19 protein-coding genes and 1 other RNA gene are annotated in these 19,834 nt (G+C 39.9%); 9 read left to right on the top strand and 11 right to left on the bottom strand.

Annotated features, from left to right (window positions below):
- The first annotated feature begins 47 nt into the window (after window positions 1-47).
- The gene (locus ACRZ9O_RS00900) at window positions 48-1,670 is read left to right on the top strand and encodes an NADP-dependent glyceraldehyde-3-phosphate dehydrogenase (RefSeq protein WP_459455471.1); all 1,623 of its coding nucleotides are present in this window, start codon (window positions 48-50) and stop codon (window positions 1,668-1,670) included.
- Window positions 1,671-1,732: 62 nt separating this feature from the next.
- On the opposite strand, the gene ACRZ9O_RS00895 is transcribed toward ACRZ9O_RS00900, so the two are convergent.
- Window positions 1,733-3,346, bottom strand: coding sequence for an ABC-F family ATP-binding cassette domain-containing protein (locus ACRZ9O_RS00895; protein ID WP_459455469.1), 1,614 nt, complete (start codon window positions 3,344-3,346; stop codon window positions 1,733-1,735).
- A gap of 87 nt (window positions 3,347-3,433) precedes the next feature.
- On the opposite strand from ACRZ9O_RS00895, the gene ACRZ9O_RS00890 reads away from it, so the two are divergent.
- Together ACRZ9O_RS00890 and coaD are read left to right on the top strand one after the other, a co-directional pair.
- Window positions 3,434-4,039 carry a DUF3822 family protein gene (locus ACRZ9O_RS00890; protein ID WP_459455467.1) on the top strand — a complete coding sequence of 202 codons (606 nt, stop codon included), beginning with the start codon at window positions 3,434-3,436 and terminating at the stop codon, window positions 4,037-4,039.
- Window positions 4,026-4,484: a pantetheine-phosphate adenylyltransferase gene (coaD, locus tag ACRZ9O_RS00885; RefSeq protein ID WP_459455465.1), complete on the top strand. Its 459-nt coding sequence runs from the start codon at window positions 4,026-4,028 to the stop codon at window positions 4,482-4,484. Before ACRZ9O_RS00890 ends, coaD begins: the two co-directional genes overlap by 14 nt.
- Here the strand turns inward: coaD and ACRZ9O_RS00880 are convergent.
- Window positions 4,476-5,156, bottom strand: a complete 681-nt coding sequence (locus ACRZ9O_RS00880) for an NUDIX hydrolase (RefSeq protein ID WP_459455463.1) — start codon at window positions 5,154-5,156, stop codon at window positions 4,476-4,478. The two genes, coaD and ACRZ9O_RS00880, sit on opposite strands and share 9 nt — an antisense overlap.
- A gap of 92 nt (window positions 5,157-5,248) precedes the next feature.
- On the opposite strand from ACRZ9O_RS00880, the gene pyrE reads away from it, so the two are divergent.
- Window positions 5,249-5,887: an orotate phosphoribosyltransferase gene (gene pyrE, locus ACRZ9O_RS00875; protein WP_459455461.1), complete on the top strand. Its 639-nt coding sequence runs from the start codon at window positions 5,249-5,251 to the stop codon at window positions 5,885-5,887.
- On the opposite strand, the gene dprA is transcribed toward pyrE, so the two are convergent.
- The gene (gene dprA / locus ACRZ9O_RS00870; RefSeq protein ID WP_459455459.1) at window positions 5,888-6,955 is read right to left on the bottom strand and encodes a DNA-processing protein DprA; all 1,068 of its coding nucleotides are present in this window, start codon (window positions 6,953-6,955) and stop codon (window positions 5,888-5,890) included.
- Window positions 6,956-6,980: 25 nt separating this feature from the next.
- A complete protein-coding gene (locus tag ACRZ9O_RS00865; RefSeq protein ID WP_459455457.1) occupies window positions 6,981-7,343 on the bottom strand; it encodes a MerR family transcriptional regulator in 363 nt (120 codons plus the stop codon).
- A gap of 81 nt (window positions 7,344-7,424) precedes the next feature.
- On the opposite strand from ACRZ9O_RS00865, the gene alaS reads away from it, so the two are divergent.
- Window positions 7,425-10,049, top strand: a complete 2,625-nt coding sequence (alaS, locus tag ACRZ9O_RS00860) for an alanine--tRNA ligase (RefSeq protein WP_459455455.1) — start codon at window positions 7,425-7,427, stop codon at window positions 10,047-10,049.
- Between the two features lie 22 nt (window positions 10,050-10,071).
- Window positions 10,072-11,508 (top strand): ATP-dependent DNA helicase, encoded by a 1,437-nt coding sequence (locus ACRZ9O_RS00855; protein ID WP_459455453.1) that lies wholly within the window; start codon window positions 10,072-10,074, stop codon window positions 11,506-11,508.
- Here the strand turns inward: ACRZ9O_RS00855 and ald are convergent.
- Window positions 11,503-12,588, bottom strand: a complete 1,086-nt coding sequence (gene ald / locus ACRZ9O_RS00850) for an alanine dehydrogenase (RefSeq protein WP_459455451.1) — start codon at window positions 12,586-12,588, stop codon at window positions 11,503-11,505. The genes ACRZ9O_RS00855 and ald overlap by 6 nt on opposite strands.
- Before the next feature lie 204 nt (window positions 12,589-12,792).
- On the opposite strand from ald, the gene ACRZ9O_RS00845 reads away from it, so the two are divergent.
- From ACRZ9O_RS00845 to ACRZ9O_RS00835, 3 genes are all read left to right on the top strand, one after another.
- Complete coding sequence (locus ACRZ9O_RS00845; protein ID WP_459455449.1) at window positions 12,793-13,263, top strand: Lrp/AsnC family transcriptional regulator; 471 nt, start codon at window positions 12,793-12,795, stop codon at window positions 13,261-13,263.
- 25 nt (window positions 13,264-13,288) lie between these two features.
- Window positions 13,289-13,657, top strand: a transfer-messenger RNA (tmRNA) gene (gene ssrA, locus ACRZ9O_RS00840).
- A gap of 120 nt (window positions 13,658-13,777) precedes the next feature.
- Window positions 13,778-14,800, top strand: coding sequence for a DUF6268 family outer membrane beta-barrel protein (locus tag ACRZ9O_RS00835; RefSeq protein ID WP_459455447.1), 1,023 nt, complete (start codon window positions 13,778-13,780; stop codon window positions 14,798-14,800).
- 36 nt (window positions 14,801-14,836) lie between these two features.
- On the opposite strand, the gene ACRZ9O_RS00830 is transcribed toward ACRZ9O_RS00835, so the two are convergent.
- From ACRZ9O_RS00830 to ACRZ9O_RS00805, 6 genes are all read right to left on the bottom strand, one after another.
- Window positions 14,837-15,307: a DUF2147 domain-containing protein gene (locus ACRZ9O_RS00830; RefSeq protein ID WP_459455445.1), complete on the bottom strand. Its 471-nt coding sequence runs from the start codon at window positions 15,305-15,307 to the stop codon at window positions 14,837-14,839.
- An 11-nt stretch (window positions 15,308-15,318) separates the two neighbouring features.
- Window positions 15,319-16,704 carry an aminopeptidase P N-terminal domain-containing protein gene (locus ACRZ9O_RS00825; protein ID WP_459455443.1) on the bottom strand — a complete coding sequence of 462 codons (1,386 nt, stop codon included), beginning with the start codon at window positions 16,702-16,704 and terminating at the stop codon, window positions 15,319-15,321.
- A gap of 60 nt (window positions 16,705-16,764) precedes the next feature.
- Window positions 16,765-17,313: a hypothetical protein gene (locus tag ACRZ9O_RS00820; protein ID WP_459455441.1), complete on the bottom strand. Its 549-nt coding sequence runs from the start codon at window positions 17,311-17,313 to the stop codon at window positions 16,765-16,767.
- A gap of 62 nt (window positions 17,314-17,375) precedes the next feature.
- On the bottom strand, window positions 17,376-18,467 hold the full coding sequence (locus tag ACRZ9O_RS00815; RefSeq protein ID WP_459455439.1) for a glycoside hydrolase family 88/105 protein: 1,092 nt from the start codon (window positions 18,465-18,467) through the stop codon (window positions 17,376-17,378).
- Window positions 18,467-18,781 (bottom strand): L-rhamnose mutarotase, encoded by a 315-nt coding sequence (rhaM, locus tag ACRZ9O_RS00810; RefSeq protein ID WP_459455437.1) that lies wholly within the window; start codon window positions 18,779-18,781, stop codon window positions 18,467-18,469. Before rhaM ends, ACRZ9O_RS00815 begins: the two co-directional genes overlap by 1 nt.
- A gap of 39 nt (window positions 18,782-18,820) precedes the next feature.
- On the bottom strand, window positions 18,821-19,834 hold the full coding sequence (locus ACRZ9O_RS00805) for a threonine aldolase family protein (RefSeq protein ID WP_459455436.1): 1,014 nt from the start codon (window positions 19,832-19,834) through the stop codon (window positions 18,821-18,823).

The following is a 19,834-nucleotide window of genomic DNA, read 5'->3' as shown; positions in this document are numbered from 1 at the left end:
TGAAATGTACTAAATCCGGAAATTTGTAAAAATTAATAACAAAGACAATGCCAGAAAGCAATTTACAAACCCTCTTCCCTGTTGCTGGGGAAATCCCTAAAGAATACGATCTTACGCAACCTATTGAACAAAAAGAATATTTGGTCAATGGCGAGATGCGTCAATGGAAAGGCAAGACGCAAGACGTTTGGTCTCCTATCTACGTGAAAACAGACAAAGGTTTCGAGCAAAAACGTATTGGCTCCTATCCTATCACGGATGCTGCAGATGCGATGGAAGTTTTGTATGCTGGTGTTAAGGCTTATTCAAATGGCCGTGGCGAATGGCCATCTATGACAGTTGCTCAACGAATCGAATGTGTAGAGAAATTCACGCAGAAAATGATTCAAAAGCGTGACGAAGTAGTCAAATTATTGATGTGGGAAATTGGTAAATCTCTAGGCGACTCACAAAAAGAATTTGACCGTACCGTTCAATACATTTACGATACTATCGGGGCTTTGAAAGATATCGACCGCAACTCTTCTACATTCTTAATTGAAGAAGGAATTATCGGTCAAGTGAGACGTTCTCCACTAGGCGTTGTACTTTGTATGGGACCATTCAACTACCCCTTGAATGAAACCTTTACAACGCTTATCCCAGCCTTAATTATGGGCAATATCGTTTTATTCAAACCACCGAAACACGGTACATTATTACACTACCCTTTACTTGAGGCATTTAAAGATTCTTTCCCTGCAGGTGTTATTAATACACTTTATGGTCGTGGAAACTCCATCATTCCTCAATTAATGGAATCTGGTAAAATCGATGTATTGACTTTAATAGGTTCTTCTAAAGTAGCGGATAAGTTAAAGAAAATGCACCCGAAAGTGAATCGTTTACGCGCTATTTTAGGCTTAGATGCAAAGAATGCTGCGATTGTAACAGAAAGTGCAGACTTAGATTCAGCAATCAATGAATGTTTATTAGGATCTCTCTCATTTAATGGACAGCGTTGTACTGCTATTAAGATTATTTTTGTTCACAAATCTTTAGCAGATAAGTTCAACGAAGGCTTAGCAAAGAAAATTGAAGCGCTTAAATTAGGCATGATGTGGGAACCAGGTGTTCAAATTACTCCACTTCCAGAACCGAACAAGCCAGCTTATTTAACTGAATTGATCGAAGACGCCAAGCTACACGGTGCTAAAGTGATGAACGAACATGGCGGAGAGAATTTCAAATCCATCTTCTTCCCGGCTTTATTATATCCTGTAACTAGCAAGATGAAAGTGTGGCATGAAGAACAATTTGGACCTGTGGTCCCTGTGGTTCCATTCGAAAGCTTAGATGAGCCCATCGACTATATCCACGAGTCGTCTCACGGACAGCAAGTGGCGATTTTTGGTACAGATGTAAACCAAATCTCTGAATTAATTGATGCAACGGTGAATCAAGTTTCACGTGTGAACATCAATGCACAATGCCAGCGTGGACCGGATTCGTTCCCATTCACCGGCCGTAAGGATTCTGCTGAAGGTACTCTTTCAGTTACAGCTGCATTACGCTCCTTCTCTATTCGTACGGTGGTGGCGACAAAAGCGACTCAATCGAATAAAGATATCGTCAATTCGATTGTAGAGAACCAACAATCGAACTTCTTATCGACTCGATTTATTTTGTAGGTTGATATTAATTCATAAAAAAAAGGCCAGCGCTTTCGTGCTGGCCTTTTTTATTGTCCCTATTAAAGAGCGGCTCTTTGCGCTTTCACCGTAGGGTCAGTAATGAACTCATCATAGGTCATTAACTTATCTAATTGGCCCATAGCACCGATTTCAATGACACGATTTGCCACTGTATCTGTTAATTGGTGATCATGGCAAGTGAAAAGCATCGTTCCTGGGAACTCAATCATCCCATTATTCAAGGCGGTGATGGATTCTAAGTCCAAGTGATTCGTAGGCTCGTCAAATAAGAGCACGTTCGCACCAGACAACATCATGCGAGAGAACATACAACGTTGTTTTTCCCCCCCAGAGATAACAGTACATTTTTTCAAAGCCTCATCTCCTGAGAATAACATTCGGCCTAAGAAGCCACGGATGAAGCTTTCATCTTTCTCTACGGAGTATTGACGTAACCAATCCACCAGATTCATTGAATCATCTTGGAAATATTTGGCATTATCATTAGGCAAATACGTCTGAGTCGTGGTTACTCCCCAATTGAATTCCCCTGTGAAATTCGAGTTCTCTCCTGCCAAAATGTCTAACAAGGCGGTGATCGCCAAAGAATCCTTTGCTAAAAGTGCTACTTTATCCCCTTTATTAATAGTAAAGGAAATATTAGTGAATAAAGGAGTTCCATCGTCAGTTTTCGCCGAAAGGTTGACAACACTTAACAATTGATCACCTGCTTCGCGCTCTGGCTTGAAATTAATGAAAGGATATTTACGAGAAGAGGGCTTGATATCATCTACTTGTAATTTATCTAACATTTTTTGACGAGATGTCGCTTGTTTCGACTTCGCCACATTCGCTGAGAAACGGCGGATAAACTCTTCTAATTCTTTCCGTTTCTCATCCGTCTTTTTATTTTGATCCGTACGTTGACGTGCCGCTAATTGTGATGATTCATACCAGAATGTATAGGTACCACCGTATAATTGAATTTTGCCAAAATCTAAGTCAGCAATGTGCGTACACACATTATCTAAGAAGTGACGATCGTGAGAAACAACAATTACCGTATTCTTAAAGTTCATCAAATAGCCTTCCAACCATAAAATAGAATCAATATCCAAGTTATTCGTAGGCTCATCTAATAATAAAATATCTGGGTTACCAAATAATGCTTGAGCTAATAAAACCTTTACTTTATCCGATCCATTTAAATCCTTCAATAAGGTATAATGCAAATCTGCTGAAATACCTAGGCCTCCTAACAAAGAACCTGCTTCTGACTCTGCTTCCCATCCATTTAATTCAGCAAATTCTGCTTCTAAATCCGCTGCTTTATTACCATCTGCCTCTGTGAAGTCTTCTTTCAAGTAAATCGCATCCTTTTCTAACATGATGTCATACAGTCGCTTATTTCCCATAATTACCGTTTGCAACACCTGAACCTCTTCGTATTCAAAGTGATTTTGCTTCAAAATCGACATACGCTCACCTGGGTTCATCGAAACTGAACCGGTTTGAGATTCAATCTCACCAGATAAGATTTTTAAGAAGGTAGATTTACCTGCGCCATTAGCACCGATTAAACCATAACAGTTACCTTCAGTAAATTTGATATTAACTTCTTCGAAAAGGACTCTTTTCCCAAAACGTAGGGACACATTAGATACTTGCAACATAGGAGCTGGATTAAATAGGGTGCAAAATTACTAATTTTGGCATCGATTATCATATTTTTTTTGCAATTTCGAAACGAATTAGAGACTATGGAACCCACAAATTCGGCCAAAACCTTACATCTCCGACTAAACGCGGAGAATTTCCGGGAGCAATTACTCGCTCACCCGAAAAAGGATTCACGCATAATATCGGTTCAGATTGAAATCTCGAATGAGTTTTTTCTCTTAATTCCGAATTCGTATGATTCACCTACCTATCGTTTAGGTTTTCTGGAGAAAGCATTAGGCGAACATGCCTTGGTAGGTAAAGAAATTCATTCGCAAAACATATCGGAGGAGGGTGCTAATTTAGTTTTTTTAGTCCCTAGTGATTGGAAAGACTACATTTCTGCTCATTTTCCGTATGCAAAAATTACCTATACACACACCTTAGTTCATTGTTTACACCGAAACGACCAGCAATTAAACCTATTTATTCAGGGGAACTTAGCTTTCGCGAGCTTGTACCTAGGGAATAAATTGCAAATAGCTAATGTGTTTCCTTTCGAATCCCCTATCGAATTAGCCTTTTATTTACAATCTATTCGAGACGCATTCTCCTTAAATTGGTCCTTATTCCCACCAATGTTAGCGGCGGGATCTGAGGAAATCTCTGAAGCAGAACTCTATCAAATTCCCTATGTCCAATCCTAAAAAAGCATTTTTTCCCGGTTCATTCGATCCTTTTACGAAAGGTCATGAGGATATTGTATTAAGAGCTTTGGCTTTATTTGATGAGGTCATCATTGGAATAGGCCAAAACTCATCCAAATCTCGCTATTTTCCTTTAGAAAAAATGGAGGAATACATACGTAAGACTTTTGATGGAAAACCCGTTAGTGTAGTAACCTACCAAAATTTAACCGCCAATGTCGCTCATGAATATGAGGCTAAATTTATTATTAGGGGTTTACGTAATACGACGGACTTCGAGTATGAAAACTCCATCTCACAAGTGAATAGACACATTCACAATGAACTAGAGACGGTATTTTTAATTACCTCTCCACATTTAGCACCCATCAGTTCTACCATTATCCGTGATTTACATCGCTACGGAAGTCCAGTGGACCAATACTTGCCCTATACGTTAGACTAATTTCTTATATTTCTCGATGACGTATCGAATAGAAGAATAGGTATTGGTTAAAGCTTGTGTTTGCTTTTTCTCATTCATCCATTCCACTTTCTCAATGCCCTCCTCTGTTTGAGGAATAAGTGTACCCGTAAAGTGTGTTTTCATGGCATACCAACGCGTTTTTTTCAACACCAGCTTATTCTTATGGGTATAGGTATGGTAAGTTGTACAAATTTTATTTCCTAATTCAGCCTTTACGTTACATTCCTCCTCTACCTCTCTTACAGCTGCCGTTTCAAATTTTTCGTTCTTTTCTAGTTTGCCTTTAGGCAAATCCCATTTACCCAAGCGATACATCCACAAAATATCCAATTTTTGATTGACCACCACTCCTCCGGCGGCTTCTACCAACTGATATAGCTTAAAAATCTTTTGTTTGAAAAGCTTACGATCTTCTACGATGAGATATAATGCATGAAAATGAATACCCGATTTAGCATGCAAATTCATCAGTATTTTCTCCAACTGATCCGTACTGGCGTTGATGATACAAGTATGACCGCTAAAATTCTCCACTTTAAGGGGAGATAGTCGAGCGTCCAATACTAAATCAAAATCCTCTTTCGATGGCATTTCTCCCAACTCCTTCTTCTTCACTATTCTGATCGGTCGATCATCAATAAAAATTACCATCTTTTCAATTTTGTGTGGCAAAATTAGAATTAAATAGTGAAAGATAAACTGAATAAATTATTTTTGTAAATATAAATTTAGAAACGACCCACATGCAAAATTTGACAATTCCTCAAGAAGTTGCCCAACACCTTTTAAAGATCCAAGCGATTCAATTACGACCGGATCAACCGTTTACTTGGGCTTCAGGCTGGAATTCTCCTATTTATTGCGATAACCGCGTTTCTTTATCTTTTCCTGAGGTACGTACCTACATCAAAAATTGCCTTTCTGCTGCAGTTAAAGCCTATTTTCCACAGGTGGACATCATTGCCGGAGTGGCAACTGCTGGTATTGCCCAAGGAGCATTAGTAGCCGATTTTTTAGACTTACCGTTTTGTTATGTACGTCCTGAGCCTAAAAAACACGGGATGGGAAATCAAATCGAAGGTAAAGTAGAAAAAGGACAAAAAGTAGTTCTCATTGAGGACCTAATATCTACAGGCGGAAGCTCTTTAAAAGCAGCAGAAGCATTGAAAGAGGCCGGTGTCGAAGTATTAGGCATGGTGGCCATCTTTACCTATGGATTCGAACTTGCTGATGAAAATTTTAAAAATGCAAACATCCCATTGTATACCTTGAGTAATTACAATGCCTTAATTGAAGAAGCTGTTCAATTGGATTATGTAACAGAAACCCAATTAATGACCTTACAAGACTGGAGAGTTTCTCCCAGCACTTGGAGAAAATAATTAGGACAACATATATCCATCGCCATCCGTCGATTGTATCATCCCTTTTAATTCTAAATTCAACAGAATAAGAGCTAACTCATCCTGTGGAATTTCAGAACGCTGTAGAAGAAAGTTCGAGGAAAGTTGACCTTCTCTATGTAAAAGAGAAATGATGGTCGTTTCATTCAAAGTGAAAAGTTTTTGGATTAACTCGGGGTGTAAAGCCAGCCTATCTTTTGCTTGTTCCCAATTTAATTCCTGCATAAAGTCATCCCAGGAAGTATAAATCGTGGCTTTAAGATTGCGAATTAACAAATTACATCCCTTAGAAAAAGGTCTATTTAAACTACCAGGAACAGCAAAAACGGTTCTATTATAATTAAGCGCATAATCTGCCGTAATAAGTGCCCCACCTTTTTCTGCCGCTTCTATTATTACCGTCGCATCCGAAAGTCCTGCAATTATTCTATTTCTTACAGGGAAATAATATGAGGCAGGCGGAATGTGGGGGGCATATTCCGAAAGTAAGGCTCCAGTACCTAAAATTTGATCGATATACATTGCATTCTCGTGGGGATATATATGTCGAAATCCTCCAGCTAAAACGGCTATCGTAGGAACATCAAACTTTAGGCAAGCTTTATGTAAGGCAATATCAATTCCTCGTGCAAATCCACTTACGAGTATGACATCATCTTTAATCGAAGATTGAACGAGCTCCTCAGTTACCTTTTTACCCACATCACTCGCATGACGCGTTCCCACCACGGCCACGATCCGATGGGCATTTAGATCCGCTTGTCCTTTTTTAAAAAGTATTAAAGGGGCATCATATAGCTCTTTAATTCGCTGGGGATAAGCAGGATCTTCAAAATAAAGAATTTGAATCTGATCTTCTTCACAAATTTGTACCGTTTGTTCTGCTTCTCGTAAAGCTTCTGCAGCATAGGGTTGATAAGAAGCTAATCTGAAGATGTCAGATAAATAGGGATACAAGGAGGCTAACTCTTTGCTTTTAACGGGCCCTACTTTAGGGAGATAAGTTAATGCGATTTGGTATACAATTAAAGGATAAGTGGTTTTCATCGGAGTAATTTTCCGAAACCTACGCTTATTCCATGTCTAAATCAGCCTTCATCCCTTGTAAAAAATCACGAATATCAGTTAGTTGATTAATGATGTTTTGATGTGGATTTTTTTCCTTGCCTTTGAAATTTAATGCCTGCTTCGCACCTTCAATCGTTAAGCCTCTCTCGTCGATCAAACTAACCAAGACCTTGATTTTTTCAATGTCTACTGGGGTATATTTTCGAATACCAGAACCAGCACGTTTAGGCGATAAATGAGGGAATTGAGTCTCCCAATAGCGAATCTTGGAGGTATTCACCTTGAAAATAGCTGCTACCTCCGAAATTGAATAATATTGCTTGCTTAATTCCATCAATAATTTTAAACCCAAAATGGGCTTCTTCAAAAAATAGACTTAATTTTGTTTTCCATTTTACAGGTCCTAAGTAAAACTACGAAGGTTCCTTTCATTTTACAATAAAAACGCATGACCTCTTCTGAGATACGTCAACAATTTTTGGATTTCTTTCAATCAAAAGGCCACTTAATTGTTCCTTCAGCTCCTTTGGTGGCAAAAAATGACCCTACCCTATTGTTCAATAATTCGGGGATGGCGCAATTCAAAGACTTCTTTTTAGGAAACGGAACGCCGCCCTCGAAAAGAATCGCAGATACGCAAAAATGCCTTCGCGTTTCAGGAAAGCATAATGACCTAGAAGATGTAGGATTTGACACCTACCACCATACGATGTTTGAGATGTTAGGGAACTGGTCTTTTGGCGATTATTTCAAAAAAGAAGCCTTAACCTGGTCTTGGGAGTTATTAACAGAGGTATTTAAATTACCGAAGGACCGCATCTATGTATCGGTTTTCGAGGGAGATAAGAAAGATGGCGTGCCCTTTGATCAAGAGGCATTCGATATTTGGAAAGCGATTGTGGGCGAGGATCGCATTATTTATGGTAATAAAAAGGATAATTTCTGGGAAATGGGTGAAACGGGGCCATGTGGTCCATGTTCTGAAATTCACATTGACTTAAGAAATCAAGACGAAGTAGATTCAATTCCAGGCAAAAGCTTAGTGAATGCCGATCATCCACAAGTAGTAGAGATTTGGAATAACGTATTTATGCAGTTTGAGCGAATGGCAGATGGTTCTTTGGTACCACTTCCTAACAAGCACGTAGATACGGGAATGGGCTTTGAGCGTCTTTGTATGGCGATTCAAGGAAAGCAATCGAACTACGATACCGATGTTTTCCAGGGCACGATTCAATACATCGCTGCGAAAAGTGGTAAAAAATATGGAGAGGAGAAATGGGCAGATATCGCGATGCGCGTTATATCAGACCACATTCGTGCCATTGCATTTTGTATTGCCGATGGCCAGTTGCCTTCTAACAACAAAGCAGGTTATGTGATTCGTCGTATTTTACGTCGCGCGGTGCGTTACGGCTATACCTATTTGGACTTCAAAGAGCCTTTCTTACACTTATTAATACCTGGATTAGCGCAGCAATTCAAAGGGGTATTCGATGAATTAATCTCCCAAGAAGCCTTCGTAGCTAAAGTAATTTACGAAGAGGAAGTTTCCTTCTTACGTACTTTATCCTCTGGATTAGTGCGTTTAGATAAGTTAATGGAGGATTGCTCAGGCAAAGTCTTATCCGGAGATGATGTGTTTGAATTAAATGATACCTATGGTTTTCCAGTAGATTTAACGGCTCTCATTGCTCGTGAGAAAGGTTTGGATATCGATGAGCCAGGATTTAATGCAGCGTTGAAGGCACAAAAAGAGCGTTCGCGCAAGGATGCAGGTGCGAGTGCTGAAGATTGGGTTATCGTGAACGAGGGTGATGAAGTAAGTTTCATCGGTTATGATTCGAATGAGACAGATACGCAAGTTTTAAAATACCAAAAGATCCAAAATAAGGCAGGAGTTCAATACAAAGTGGTTTTAGAAACGACTCCTTTCTATGCAGAATCCGGTGGACAAGTGGGTGATACTGGTGTTTTAGTATTCGGTAAATCAGGTATTTCTCTTGCAGTTATAGATACGAAGAAGGAGAATGATTTGATCGTTCATATCCTATCAGATGCACGTATTGAGACATTAGCTGGCGAACCAGTAAAGGCAAGCATTGCTACCTTACGTCGCCGTGCGATTACACATCACCACAGTTCTACTCACTTAATGCAAGCGGCTTTACAGGAAGTATTAGGTAAGCACGTGGCGCAGAAAGGTAGTTTAGTGAACGAAGATTTATTGCGTTTTGACTTCTCACACTTCCAAAAAGTAACAGACGAAGAGATCAAAAAAATCGAGCAGATTGTGAATGCCAAAATCGCAGAGAACATTCCTTTGTTAGAAGAACGTAACGTTCCGATTGCAGAAGCGAAAGACAAAGGGGCGATGGCCTTATTTGGCGAAAAATACGGCGATTTTGTACGTGTGATCACTTTCGACAAGAACTTCTCGGTTGAACTTTGTGGAGGAACACACGTTCCATCCACAGGTGAAATCGGCTTATTCAAAATTACATCTGAGAGTTCTGTGGCTACTGGTGTTCGCAGAATCGAAGCCATCACTTCACAAAAGGCGTATGAATTATTAAGCGAACAAGAAGCTTTATTGAGTGAAATCAACGACTTGTTGAAAGCGCCGAAAGATCTTGTTAGAGCGGTCGCAAACTTAATTGAGAGCAACTCAGCGCTTCAAAAAACAGTCGCAGCCTACCAGCAAAAAGAAGTTTCTGGACTGAAAAATAGCTTATTGAAAGAAATCGTTACTGGTTCTGTTCATTCTATTATGAAGCAAGTTTCTGCTCCTACCGCAGATGCATTGAAGAATTTAGCCTTTGATTTACAAGAGAATCAAGATAATTTGTTCGTGCTTTTAGCGGCGGAAATTGAGGGCAAAGCTAGTTTAGCGATCTCCATCTCAAAAAATCTAGTTGAAAGCAAAGGGTTAGACGCCGGCAAAATCATTCGTGAATTAGCGAAAGAGGTGCAAGGTGGCGGAGGTGGACAACCTTTCTTAGCTACAGCAGGAGGTCAAAATCCAGCAGGTATTACTAAATTATTGAGTTTAGCGCCGTCCTATATCGCCTAGATTCGAATGAATTGAAAGAGGTATGTCGACGGATAAAAGTCCCAGCTTTTTATTGCACCAAAAGTTCCCTTTTGAACCGACACCCTCTCAGGCGTCTTTGTTTCAAAAACTAAGCACTTTTGTGCTCAATAAAGACGAATGGGCTGCTCTAACCTTCATCATTAAAGGGTATGCTGGAACGGGAAAGACAACGGTGATTTCCACCTTGATTAAGATCTTACCTGCTTTTGGATATAAAACCCAACTGATGGCTCCGACGGGCCGTGCCGCAAAAGTAATGGCTAATTACGCCAAAAAGAAAGCGAGCACCATTCACAAAAAGATCTATCGACAGGTTAGTAATCCACATTCAGGTGCTCTAAGTTTTCAACGCATGAATAATTATGCCACGAATACGGTCTTTATTGTGGATGAGGCCTCTATGATTACAGATGAATCGGATTTTGGGACAAATAGCCTGTTAACCGATTTAATCGAATACGTATTTACGAATCCAGAAAATGGACATACAGGTAACAAATTAATCTTCGTTGGAGATACAGCCCAATTGCCTCCGGTAGGCAAAAGCCTCTCTCCTGCCCTTTCAAGAGATTATATTTCTTCTGAATTCCACATGGAGGTGCTAGACCATGAGTTGGTAGATGTCATGCGTCAAGACCTGGACTCCGGAATTTTATACAATGCGACCGCTTTAAGGCAATTACTTTTAGCGAATTCAACAGCCATTCAATTCAATACCAAATCTTTCAAAGACATCTTCCGCATGACGGGAGAAAAAATGGAGGATGGGATGCATTATGCTTTTAAAAAGTTTGGGAAGGAAGAAACGATTTTACTAACCCGATCAAACAAAAGTGCGGTTCAACTAAATGAATTCGTTCGAAGAACGATACTGTATCAAGAAGATGAGATCTCCAGCGGCGATTTACTCATGATTGTACGCAATAATTACCATTGGTTGGACGAAGATTCCCCTGCAGGTTTTTTAGCGAATGGGGATTTTGTAGAGATTATGAAAATCAAACGGGAGGAAGAGATGCATGGACAGCGGTTCTTAGATGTTTCCTTGCGACTTTGCGATTATGAAGACCATCCACCCATTGAGGCAAAAATACTCTTAGAAACATTACATTCATCGGAATCCGCTTTAGGAAAAGAAGCTAACAAGAAATTGTATGACTCTGTTTGCGAGGATTATGCCCACATTCCTAAGAAAAAAGAACGCACAGAAGCCATTCGAAAAGATCCCTATTTAAATGCCTTACAGGTGAAATTCGCCTATGCTTTAACGGTTCATAAGTCTCAGGGTGGACAATGGTCAGCCGTTTTTGTAGATCAAGGCTATTTAAAAGAAGAACAAATCGACCCAGAATACCTGCGATGGCTTTACACGGCAATTACCAGAGCCACACACGAGATATTCTTGGTCAATTTTCACGAACGGTTTTTCCCTTTATAAATTAAAGGTAGCCGCAACACCCGGATGGAATAATTTTCCATCATAGATCGTTAATCCTTTATTTAAGGCTTCATTTTGAATGCACGCCTCTGTCCAACCTTGGTTAGCTAATAGATGAACGTAAGGTAATGTCGCCTGAGTTAAGGCCATGGTAGAAGTCTGAGGAACCGCTCCTGGCATATTAGCCACGCAATAGTGAACAATTCCATCAATTTCATAAATAGGATTCTCGTGTGTGGTAGGTTTACATGTTTCGATACATCCTCCTTGATCCACCGCCACATCCACTAAAACAGTACCCGGAGCCATTTTCTTAAGGTCATCTCGTTTAATTAAATGAGGAGCTTTGGCCCCGTGTAATAAAACAGCACCTACTACCAAATCAACGGTTGGTAATGCTTCTTGAATTGCATAAGAAGTAGAAAACTGGGTGGCCACATTAGCAGGCATTACTTCATCCAAATAGCGCAAGCGAGCCAAATTCGTATCCATTATCGTCACATTCGATCCCAAACCAGCTGCCATTTTCGCAGCTTGCATACCTACTACACCTCCACCAAGTACTAATACATTTGCTGGTTTCACGCCTGGAACGCCACCTAAAAGCTTTCCTTTTCCACCTTGTGGTTTTCCTAAATAAAAAGCACCCACTTGAATCGCCATTCTACCGGCCACTTCTGACATCGGAGTTAATAGAGGCAGACTTCGATCCGCTAATTCCACTGTTTCATAGGCAATACAAACAGCTCCAGAACTTAACATCGCAGAGGTTAATTCACGAGAGGCTGCAAAATGGAAATAAGTAAATAGTATTTGATTCTTTTTAATGAGTGGAAATTCGGAGGCCAAAGGTTCTTTCACCTTCACAATCATGTCCGCAATTTCATACACTTCTGCGGCTGTTGCTAAAATTTGAGCACCAGAGGCAACATATTGCGCATCCGATAAACCAGAGCCTTCACCGGCGCTAGCTTGTACATATACTTGATGTCCATTGGCCGTTAAACCTTGAACACCTGCCGGAGTTAAGCCTACCCGAAACTCCTGAATTTTAATTTCTTTGGGGACACCTATGATCATGACGTTTGGTTTTAAAAAGAAAGGCCACCGAAAAAAATCCGCTGGCCTTTACCTTTGATGAAGTATAATACAGTACAAATATAGATTATGAACTAAAATATTTTGCTTAATTCAAATAAATAAGTAATTATTTCTTTAATTTGATCAAATAGCAGAAAATAATTACACAACTACTCTTTAACAGGGTTGAAAACCGAAAACTTTATGGCAAAAAGTACGCAACTAGATGAATTAGATCACAAGATCTTACGAATCATTCAAAATGATAGCCAAAAAACCCTTAAAGAAATATCCGAGCAAGTAAACTTGTCCTTGAGCCCTACACACGACCGTATAAAACGCATGGAGTCTGAGGGCTTTATTCAAGGGTATGCCGCACTTTTAAATAGAAAGAGATTAAACCTCGGACTTTTAGTGCACTGCCAGGTGACGTTGGAAAAACAAAACCGCAAGAACTTTCGTGAATTCGAAGCAGCCATCCTAAACTTCCCCGAGGTAACTTCGTGTCATTTGGTTTCTGGAAATTTTGACTACTATTTAAATGTGGTGAGTGCAGATGTAGAAAGTTACAATCAATTTTACCAACAAAAATTGGCGGTTTTACCCTCTGTTGCTCACATTAGCTCCCTATTTGTGATGGATGAAATAAAGCAAACTACTGCTTTGCCCGTGTAATTTTTGTATCTTTGTCTTTCTATTTGGGATCGACCGGTTTTGACAGCTTATGTAGTCCGGTTGTAAGCACGTCGGGAGTTGTAGGCATTTCCTGTTAAAAAAACCTTCGAATTATAGCTGGCAATACTTCGTATGCCATGGCTGCTTAGTCTGATAGACTAACCAATTGCCATCGTTCAGCCCTGTCCAAACTCTGCCGACGGGGGATTCTGAGCGTCGACATGCAGAGTCGCTGAATCCGATTTCTCTAACGGTTCAGTAGTATCCAGAGGATAAGTGTTAGGTAAGGTCTGATCTGAACCTATCTAACATCGAAAATGAATCAAATCTAAACGTGTAGAAAGCAGCAGTTCTCTAGGTTTGGACGAGGGTTCGAGTCCCTCCGATTCCACCATGATTCCTTAAATCAAGCATTCATATATTCGCAAGAAGATTTGAATGCTTTTTTTATTTACCCATTTCGTTTTCCTACAAATTATGGAATATATTTACGCAATTATAAATCCCACTTCATATGAAAATTGTATACTCCATTTGTTTCTTACTTATCTCCTTTTTGTCTTTTTCCCAAACTGATAGTACAGAAGTACTCGAAGATTATAGTAACTACGGTGAGCCGGAAGGAGTAAAAAGATATTGCACACAAAAAGTACTCAACCAAACACCCCAAAAAATCATCAGTATTGGGTATGAATACATGGGAGAGTTTCACATGCCAGGCATTCGAATTTCTGAGACATTGCCTACCTTGGAGGATAGGCATGTGAGCCAAGTAAATGTATTTAAAGCACAATTAAATATTCCCGTTGTCGCAACAAACAAAATTATTTGGCAACTAGGTGCAAATTATTGGGGATCTCAGTTTCAAGTGGAAAACCCAGGCAGTAATGCTTTTGCTAAACAATTAAATCAATCCTCCCTCATTAGTGCTGGTTTAAATACAACTGTTTTCAAACCACTAAATGAGACTAATTTTCTAATTTTTCAAGCAAGTGCAGATGTGAATGGCTTGTTTAATCCAGAAGCAAAAGTAACGTCAAATGCCCTAACCATTAGTGCAACAGCTATTTATGGATGGAAAAAATCAGAGAAAAATATGATTGGTACAGGTATCGCTAGATCCTATCGAGCTGGCAGGATGATGTATTTTCCAGTATTGTTTTGGAACAAAACGTTCAATGATAAATGGGGTATGGAATTATTACTTCCTGCTAAAGGATTTATCAGATATAATATCAACACCTCGAACATGATTCAGGCAGGGTTTGAATTAGAAGGAAACCAATTCTCTATGCCTATTCCTTCTACTCAACGAGATTTATTTTATGTCCAACGAGGGGAGTTAAAACCAAGAATCATGTGGGATAAGAAAATCACTGGATTTTTATGGTTCAGTGCACAAGTCGGATTGCGCTACAATTATAGATTTGACGTAATGAATAAATATGACGGCAAAGAAGATAATGAACGGTATTTTTCAAGCAAACTCGGAAATCCTCTCTACTTTAATTTTAGTTTAAACTTTGTTTCTCCATAATAAAATAGGCTCCATACGGAGCCTATTTTATTAACGTTATTTAGCCACTTGCCTAGTCCAAGTGTCTGTTCGTCCGATGATAGAAACCCCAATATAACCTCTCACTTCGAGTGAATTGGCATTTATCAATTTCATAGTAGAAGAATAGGTATTACCATTTTTAGGATCGTAAATATTACCTTCATCCCAAACATTTTCCTCTTTAGGTACAAATCCCCAAATATTAATCAATCCTAATACAGGCTTTGACTTTGCAGCAGGATCAGCGTTGTTCTTATCTAACTTAGCTTTTCCTGTTTCAGGATCAATCGGTTCTTTTAACCACACCACCCTGCCTTGGTATTTAGTACCATTTTTATAAATTTTGACCATCGCATTACCCTCACCTGTTTTCCAAACCCCTACAATGGCATCTGGATTATCGGACGATAATGAATTAAAGGAAACTAAAAACAACCCTGCAAAGAGGAAAAAAAGTGCTTTCTTAAATGTTCTGTTGATTTTCATGTTTGAATAAATTAAAAAATTGATTTTTGTGCGGCCATTTTCTCGATTTCAGCAACTGATCTAGGTGAACCTTTGGACATATTCACATTGCCATTCTCTGTAATCAAGATATCATCTTCGATACGGATACCAATGTTCCACCATTTCTTATCACATTTACTTCCTGCTGGTATGTAAATACCAGGCTCAACAGTGACAACAACACCTGGAGCTAAAATACGTGGTCCTAAATCATGTACATCTAAACCTAAATGATGCGAAGTTCCATGAGGGAAATAGGTACGCGCCTCTTTCTCATTTGCAGCAATCCCTAATTTGATTAAGCCTGCATTTACTACAGCACGAGAAGCCGCATCAATATCTGCAAAAGGAGCACCAGCCTTACAAGCCGCAATTCCTGCATCTTGAGCCGCTAAAACGATTTCATACAAGATTTTTTGTGCTTCCGTAAATTTACCATTTGCTGGAACGGTTCTCGTGACGTCAGCAGAATATCCATGGTATTCTGCCGCGCAATCACTCAATAATAAATCACCTTCTTTAATGGTCTTCAAATTAGTGATATAGTGTAAGACGCAGGCATTTTCAGCCGCTCCATTGATGCTATTATAGCCAGGATATTCTGAACCCTCTTTTTTGAAATGGTATTCCATAATTGCTTGAGCCTGGTATTCTTTCATGCCTGGTTTAACCGCACGCATCACGTCATTATGACCTAATACGCTGATAGAAGCAGCTTTTTGAATTAAAGCAATCTCTTCTGGCAACTTTATGCCACGTAAAGTCCTTAAGGTGTTCAAAGTAGATCTGGATGCCAAAGGCTTAGCGGTAGCCGTCACTAAACTATCCACCAGAGATGCCATGCGAGTTAATGGATCAGGTTTAGCTTGGTATTTAGCAAAGATTCCTTCCGTGCGGTATAAGGTATAAACGGAGTCAACGCTCGCTAAGGAAATAGACGAAGCATTAAATTGATCGTTAATGAATACGTTTTCCATTTTGCTCTTCGACTTGAAGCCATCTACTCCTAAAATTTTTCCCGTCCATAATTCCTTGAATGGATCACGGTTTTGGACAAAGATGAATTCCGTTCCCGTTTTACCTAACAGTGTAACGGGTTGTTTAAACAATAATAAAACAGCATTGGGTTCTTCTAATCCGGTCAAATAATAGAAGTTCTTGTTTTGAGCGTATTGAAACTCGGTGTCGTTGCTGCGTTGTCGAGTTTGAGAAGCGAAAAAGATTCCAACGCCTTTATCGGACATCTTTTCTTTAAAGGCGGCGCGACGACCCGCATGAAACGCTGGACTTAAATAATCCGTAGGATAATCTTGTGCGATCGCAGATTGAAACATCAGAGTAGCTATCAACCCGATGATGAAGTGTTTGATTTTCATTGAAAAATAGAATTTTGAAGTGGCAAGATAATAAAAAAGGCTCCAGATGGAGCCTTGGAATTAATTTTTTTGGCCAAAATACCGACTCAACCAAAATCCACACAAGCCCCATGCAATCACGGCATCGATTAATTGTGCGCGTAAATCGTATACTGGGTACCAAATATGTTCCGTGTAGGAAGTTTGACAGAAAGCGATGAAACCAATAACAACCGAAACTACTACAATGGTAGAACGGCGTGGAATCTTCAATTTTGAAATTATCCAAACCAACAAAAACACCATCAAAACGTCCACTGCAAAGCCACGGACCATATTCATCGTCATGTCCGTTTTGTAGGAGGGATAATAAATGACACGCGCCCATGGCTTACCTGCAATTGATTTTGTGAATCCTTCAAGCTCTTCCATAGACTGATTATGGCTCATGCGAGGCATAATATAGCCACCTGGTGCTAATTCTTGTTTGTTCAGGAAATGTAATATCGTGTCTTGCTTAGCTGAATACTGTTGAACTGGCTCGTGTAAATTAAGAGCCACATGAGACATCGTCTGCCAAATAAAAATAATCAGACCGCCCACTAAGGAACCAATAATGACTTTTTTCATCTTATTTTGATTTATTGAACGGCAAAAGTAGGAATAAAATCCTAAACCAACTAAAAAATATACTATTTAGCTTTTAGAATTTCTGATCCTGCCAATAAATAACAGCCTGCACCAAAATCCTCGAAATTAGGAACCGATGTTTTAGTGACAGGTTGGCCATCTTTAGGCTCTTTCCCAGTCCCTTGAACATAGGCCAGGAATCCATTCGGTTGAACACAAGAATCAATTGCTTTCCAACCTTTGTCAACTGATTTTTGGTATTTCGCGGCTGGCAATAAACCTTGGCGAATTCCCCATGCCATCCCATAGACAAATAGTGAGGTACCTGTTAATTCTGGACCTCCATAATTGGATTCATCCGTCAAACTGACATTATAAAATCCATCTTTGCGCTGTAGAGGCAATAAGGCCGCCGCCATATCTTGAAAATCTTTCACATATTCTGCCCTATGAGGTGCATTTTTTGGCATTAAATCTAACGTGCGCACTAACGCTGCAAAAACCCAGCCATTACCGCGAGACCAATAACAATTCGTTCCATTAGGTTCTTTGTAGGGTGGAATAAAGTCTTTATCACGCCACCACAAATACTCTTGCTGATTGTATAATTTAGCTTTAGTATCCGCATACAAATCATGCATTTTAGTAAAATAAGCATCATTCTTGAAGCGAACGCCTAAACGAGTAAACACGGGCATACTCATTTGAAGGCAATCGATCCAAGACCAATCATTCGACTTATCCGTCGCCACCATGTTATCAATATTTTCCTTAATGGGTTTGATTCGGGCTGAATCAGCTTTCAAGTCAAATAAGTCTAAATAGATTTGTCCGCAAGCCTGGTCATCCGCATTCCTAGTTTTCAATCCATTTCTTAGTGACCACTTATGAAATTCGCCCCAATCCTCCATGTATTTCAGATCTGATGCGCGAGGATCTAATTTATATAATTCAATTAATCCCTCATAAAAGACCGAACGAGTCCAAATATTCGATGGTCGCGTCCTATCCGGACTCACGATTACCTTCGTTACATCAGGCCAAACACCCTGAAAATAGGTTTTAGCCAAATGCATGTTTTGTAAAACTTGTGCACGATCCGGCTTTGCGGCGAAAACACTTAATGGCAATAGTAGAAAGAGTAATTTCTTCATTAGGCTAAATAAAAAATAGGGGTTAAATCGATTGAAACAGGAGAATGGTCTGGATTCGTCTCCATAATATCGGCCATGTAGGTCCACCATTTTTTCATCACATCTTGAGCCGGTAGGGAATCGAGAGTCGACAAATCTGGCGCTTCTAAATAGCCGTAAAGCGTGCGAGTACTTTCATCCAGGAAAATGGAATAGTTTTGGATGCCGACTTGATGAAGTAATTCGCCTAATTCCGGCCAAATTTCATCGTGTCTCTTCTTGTATTCTGCCGAATGCCCCGGCAACAAATACATTTTAAACGCCTTTCGCTGCATAAGAATTGATTTCTTATAGAAGGCGTGTAAGCGCTTATTTTACTCAGAAATTCGTTCCGTAAATGCCTGAAGTGCGGAATCATCAAAGCCTAAATGCGTCACAAAACGCACATAACTAGGCCCAAAAGGAGCGCAATAGATACCCTTTTCCTTTAATTCAGCCACTTTATTAACCGATGGAATTCCATCGTGTAATTCTAAAATAACGATGTTCGTCGAAACAGGTAAAATGGATTTAACCCAAGGAAGTTTCTCGCAAACGGAGGCAATTACGCGAGCACGTGCATGATCTTCTTTCAAACGATCCACTTGATGGTCTAGGGCATAAATACCGGCTGCGGCTAATAAACCGGCCTGTCTCCAGCCACCGCCTAAACGTTTTCTAACTCGCCGTGCTTTTTTAATGAAATCTTTTGAACCTAACAGCACCGAGCCAATGGGAGCTCCTAACCCTTTCGATAAGCAAACGGAAATCGTATCAAACCAGCCACCAAATTGAGCGGGCGTTTGACCAGTCTCTACAAGTGCATTAAAAATCCGAGCTCCATCTAAATGAAGAGGTATGGAAACGGAACGGCAAAAATCTGAAATTTCTTGCACAGCCTCAGAAGTATAGATGCTTCCTCCCCCTTTATTGACTGTATTCTCTAAACTAACTAATCGACTTTCACAGGCGTGGATATCGTCAGGAGAGATAGCCGCTTTTATTTGATGCACGTTTAAACGACCTAAATCGCCTTTCAATAATTTAACGGAAGCTCCCGCATTCGCCATGATACCGCCGCCTTCGTATAAATAGATATGGGATAGTTCATCGCAAATGACCTCTTGGCCTTTGGAAACATGAACCGAAATGGCAATTTGATTCGATTGAGTTCCTGAAACGCAGAAAAGCGCGGCCTCTTTGTTAAAAAGTCGAGCTACTTTTTCCTCCAAGGCATTCACCGTAGGGTCTTCTCCAAAAACATCATCTCCTAAAGGAGCGGAAAACATCGCCTCCCGCATTCCAGCTGTGGGCAAGGTAAAGGTGTCACTGCGTAATTCAATCTTCAT

This window comes from Aquirufa sp. HETE-40SA (assembly GCF_054558635.1).
The sequence above is the reverse complement of the archived record's forward strand: the minus strand, read 5'-3'. Positions and strand labels throughout refer to the sequence as shown.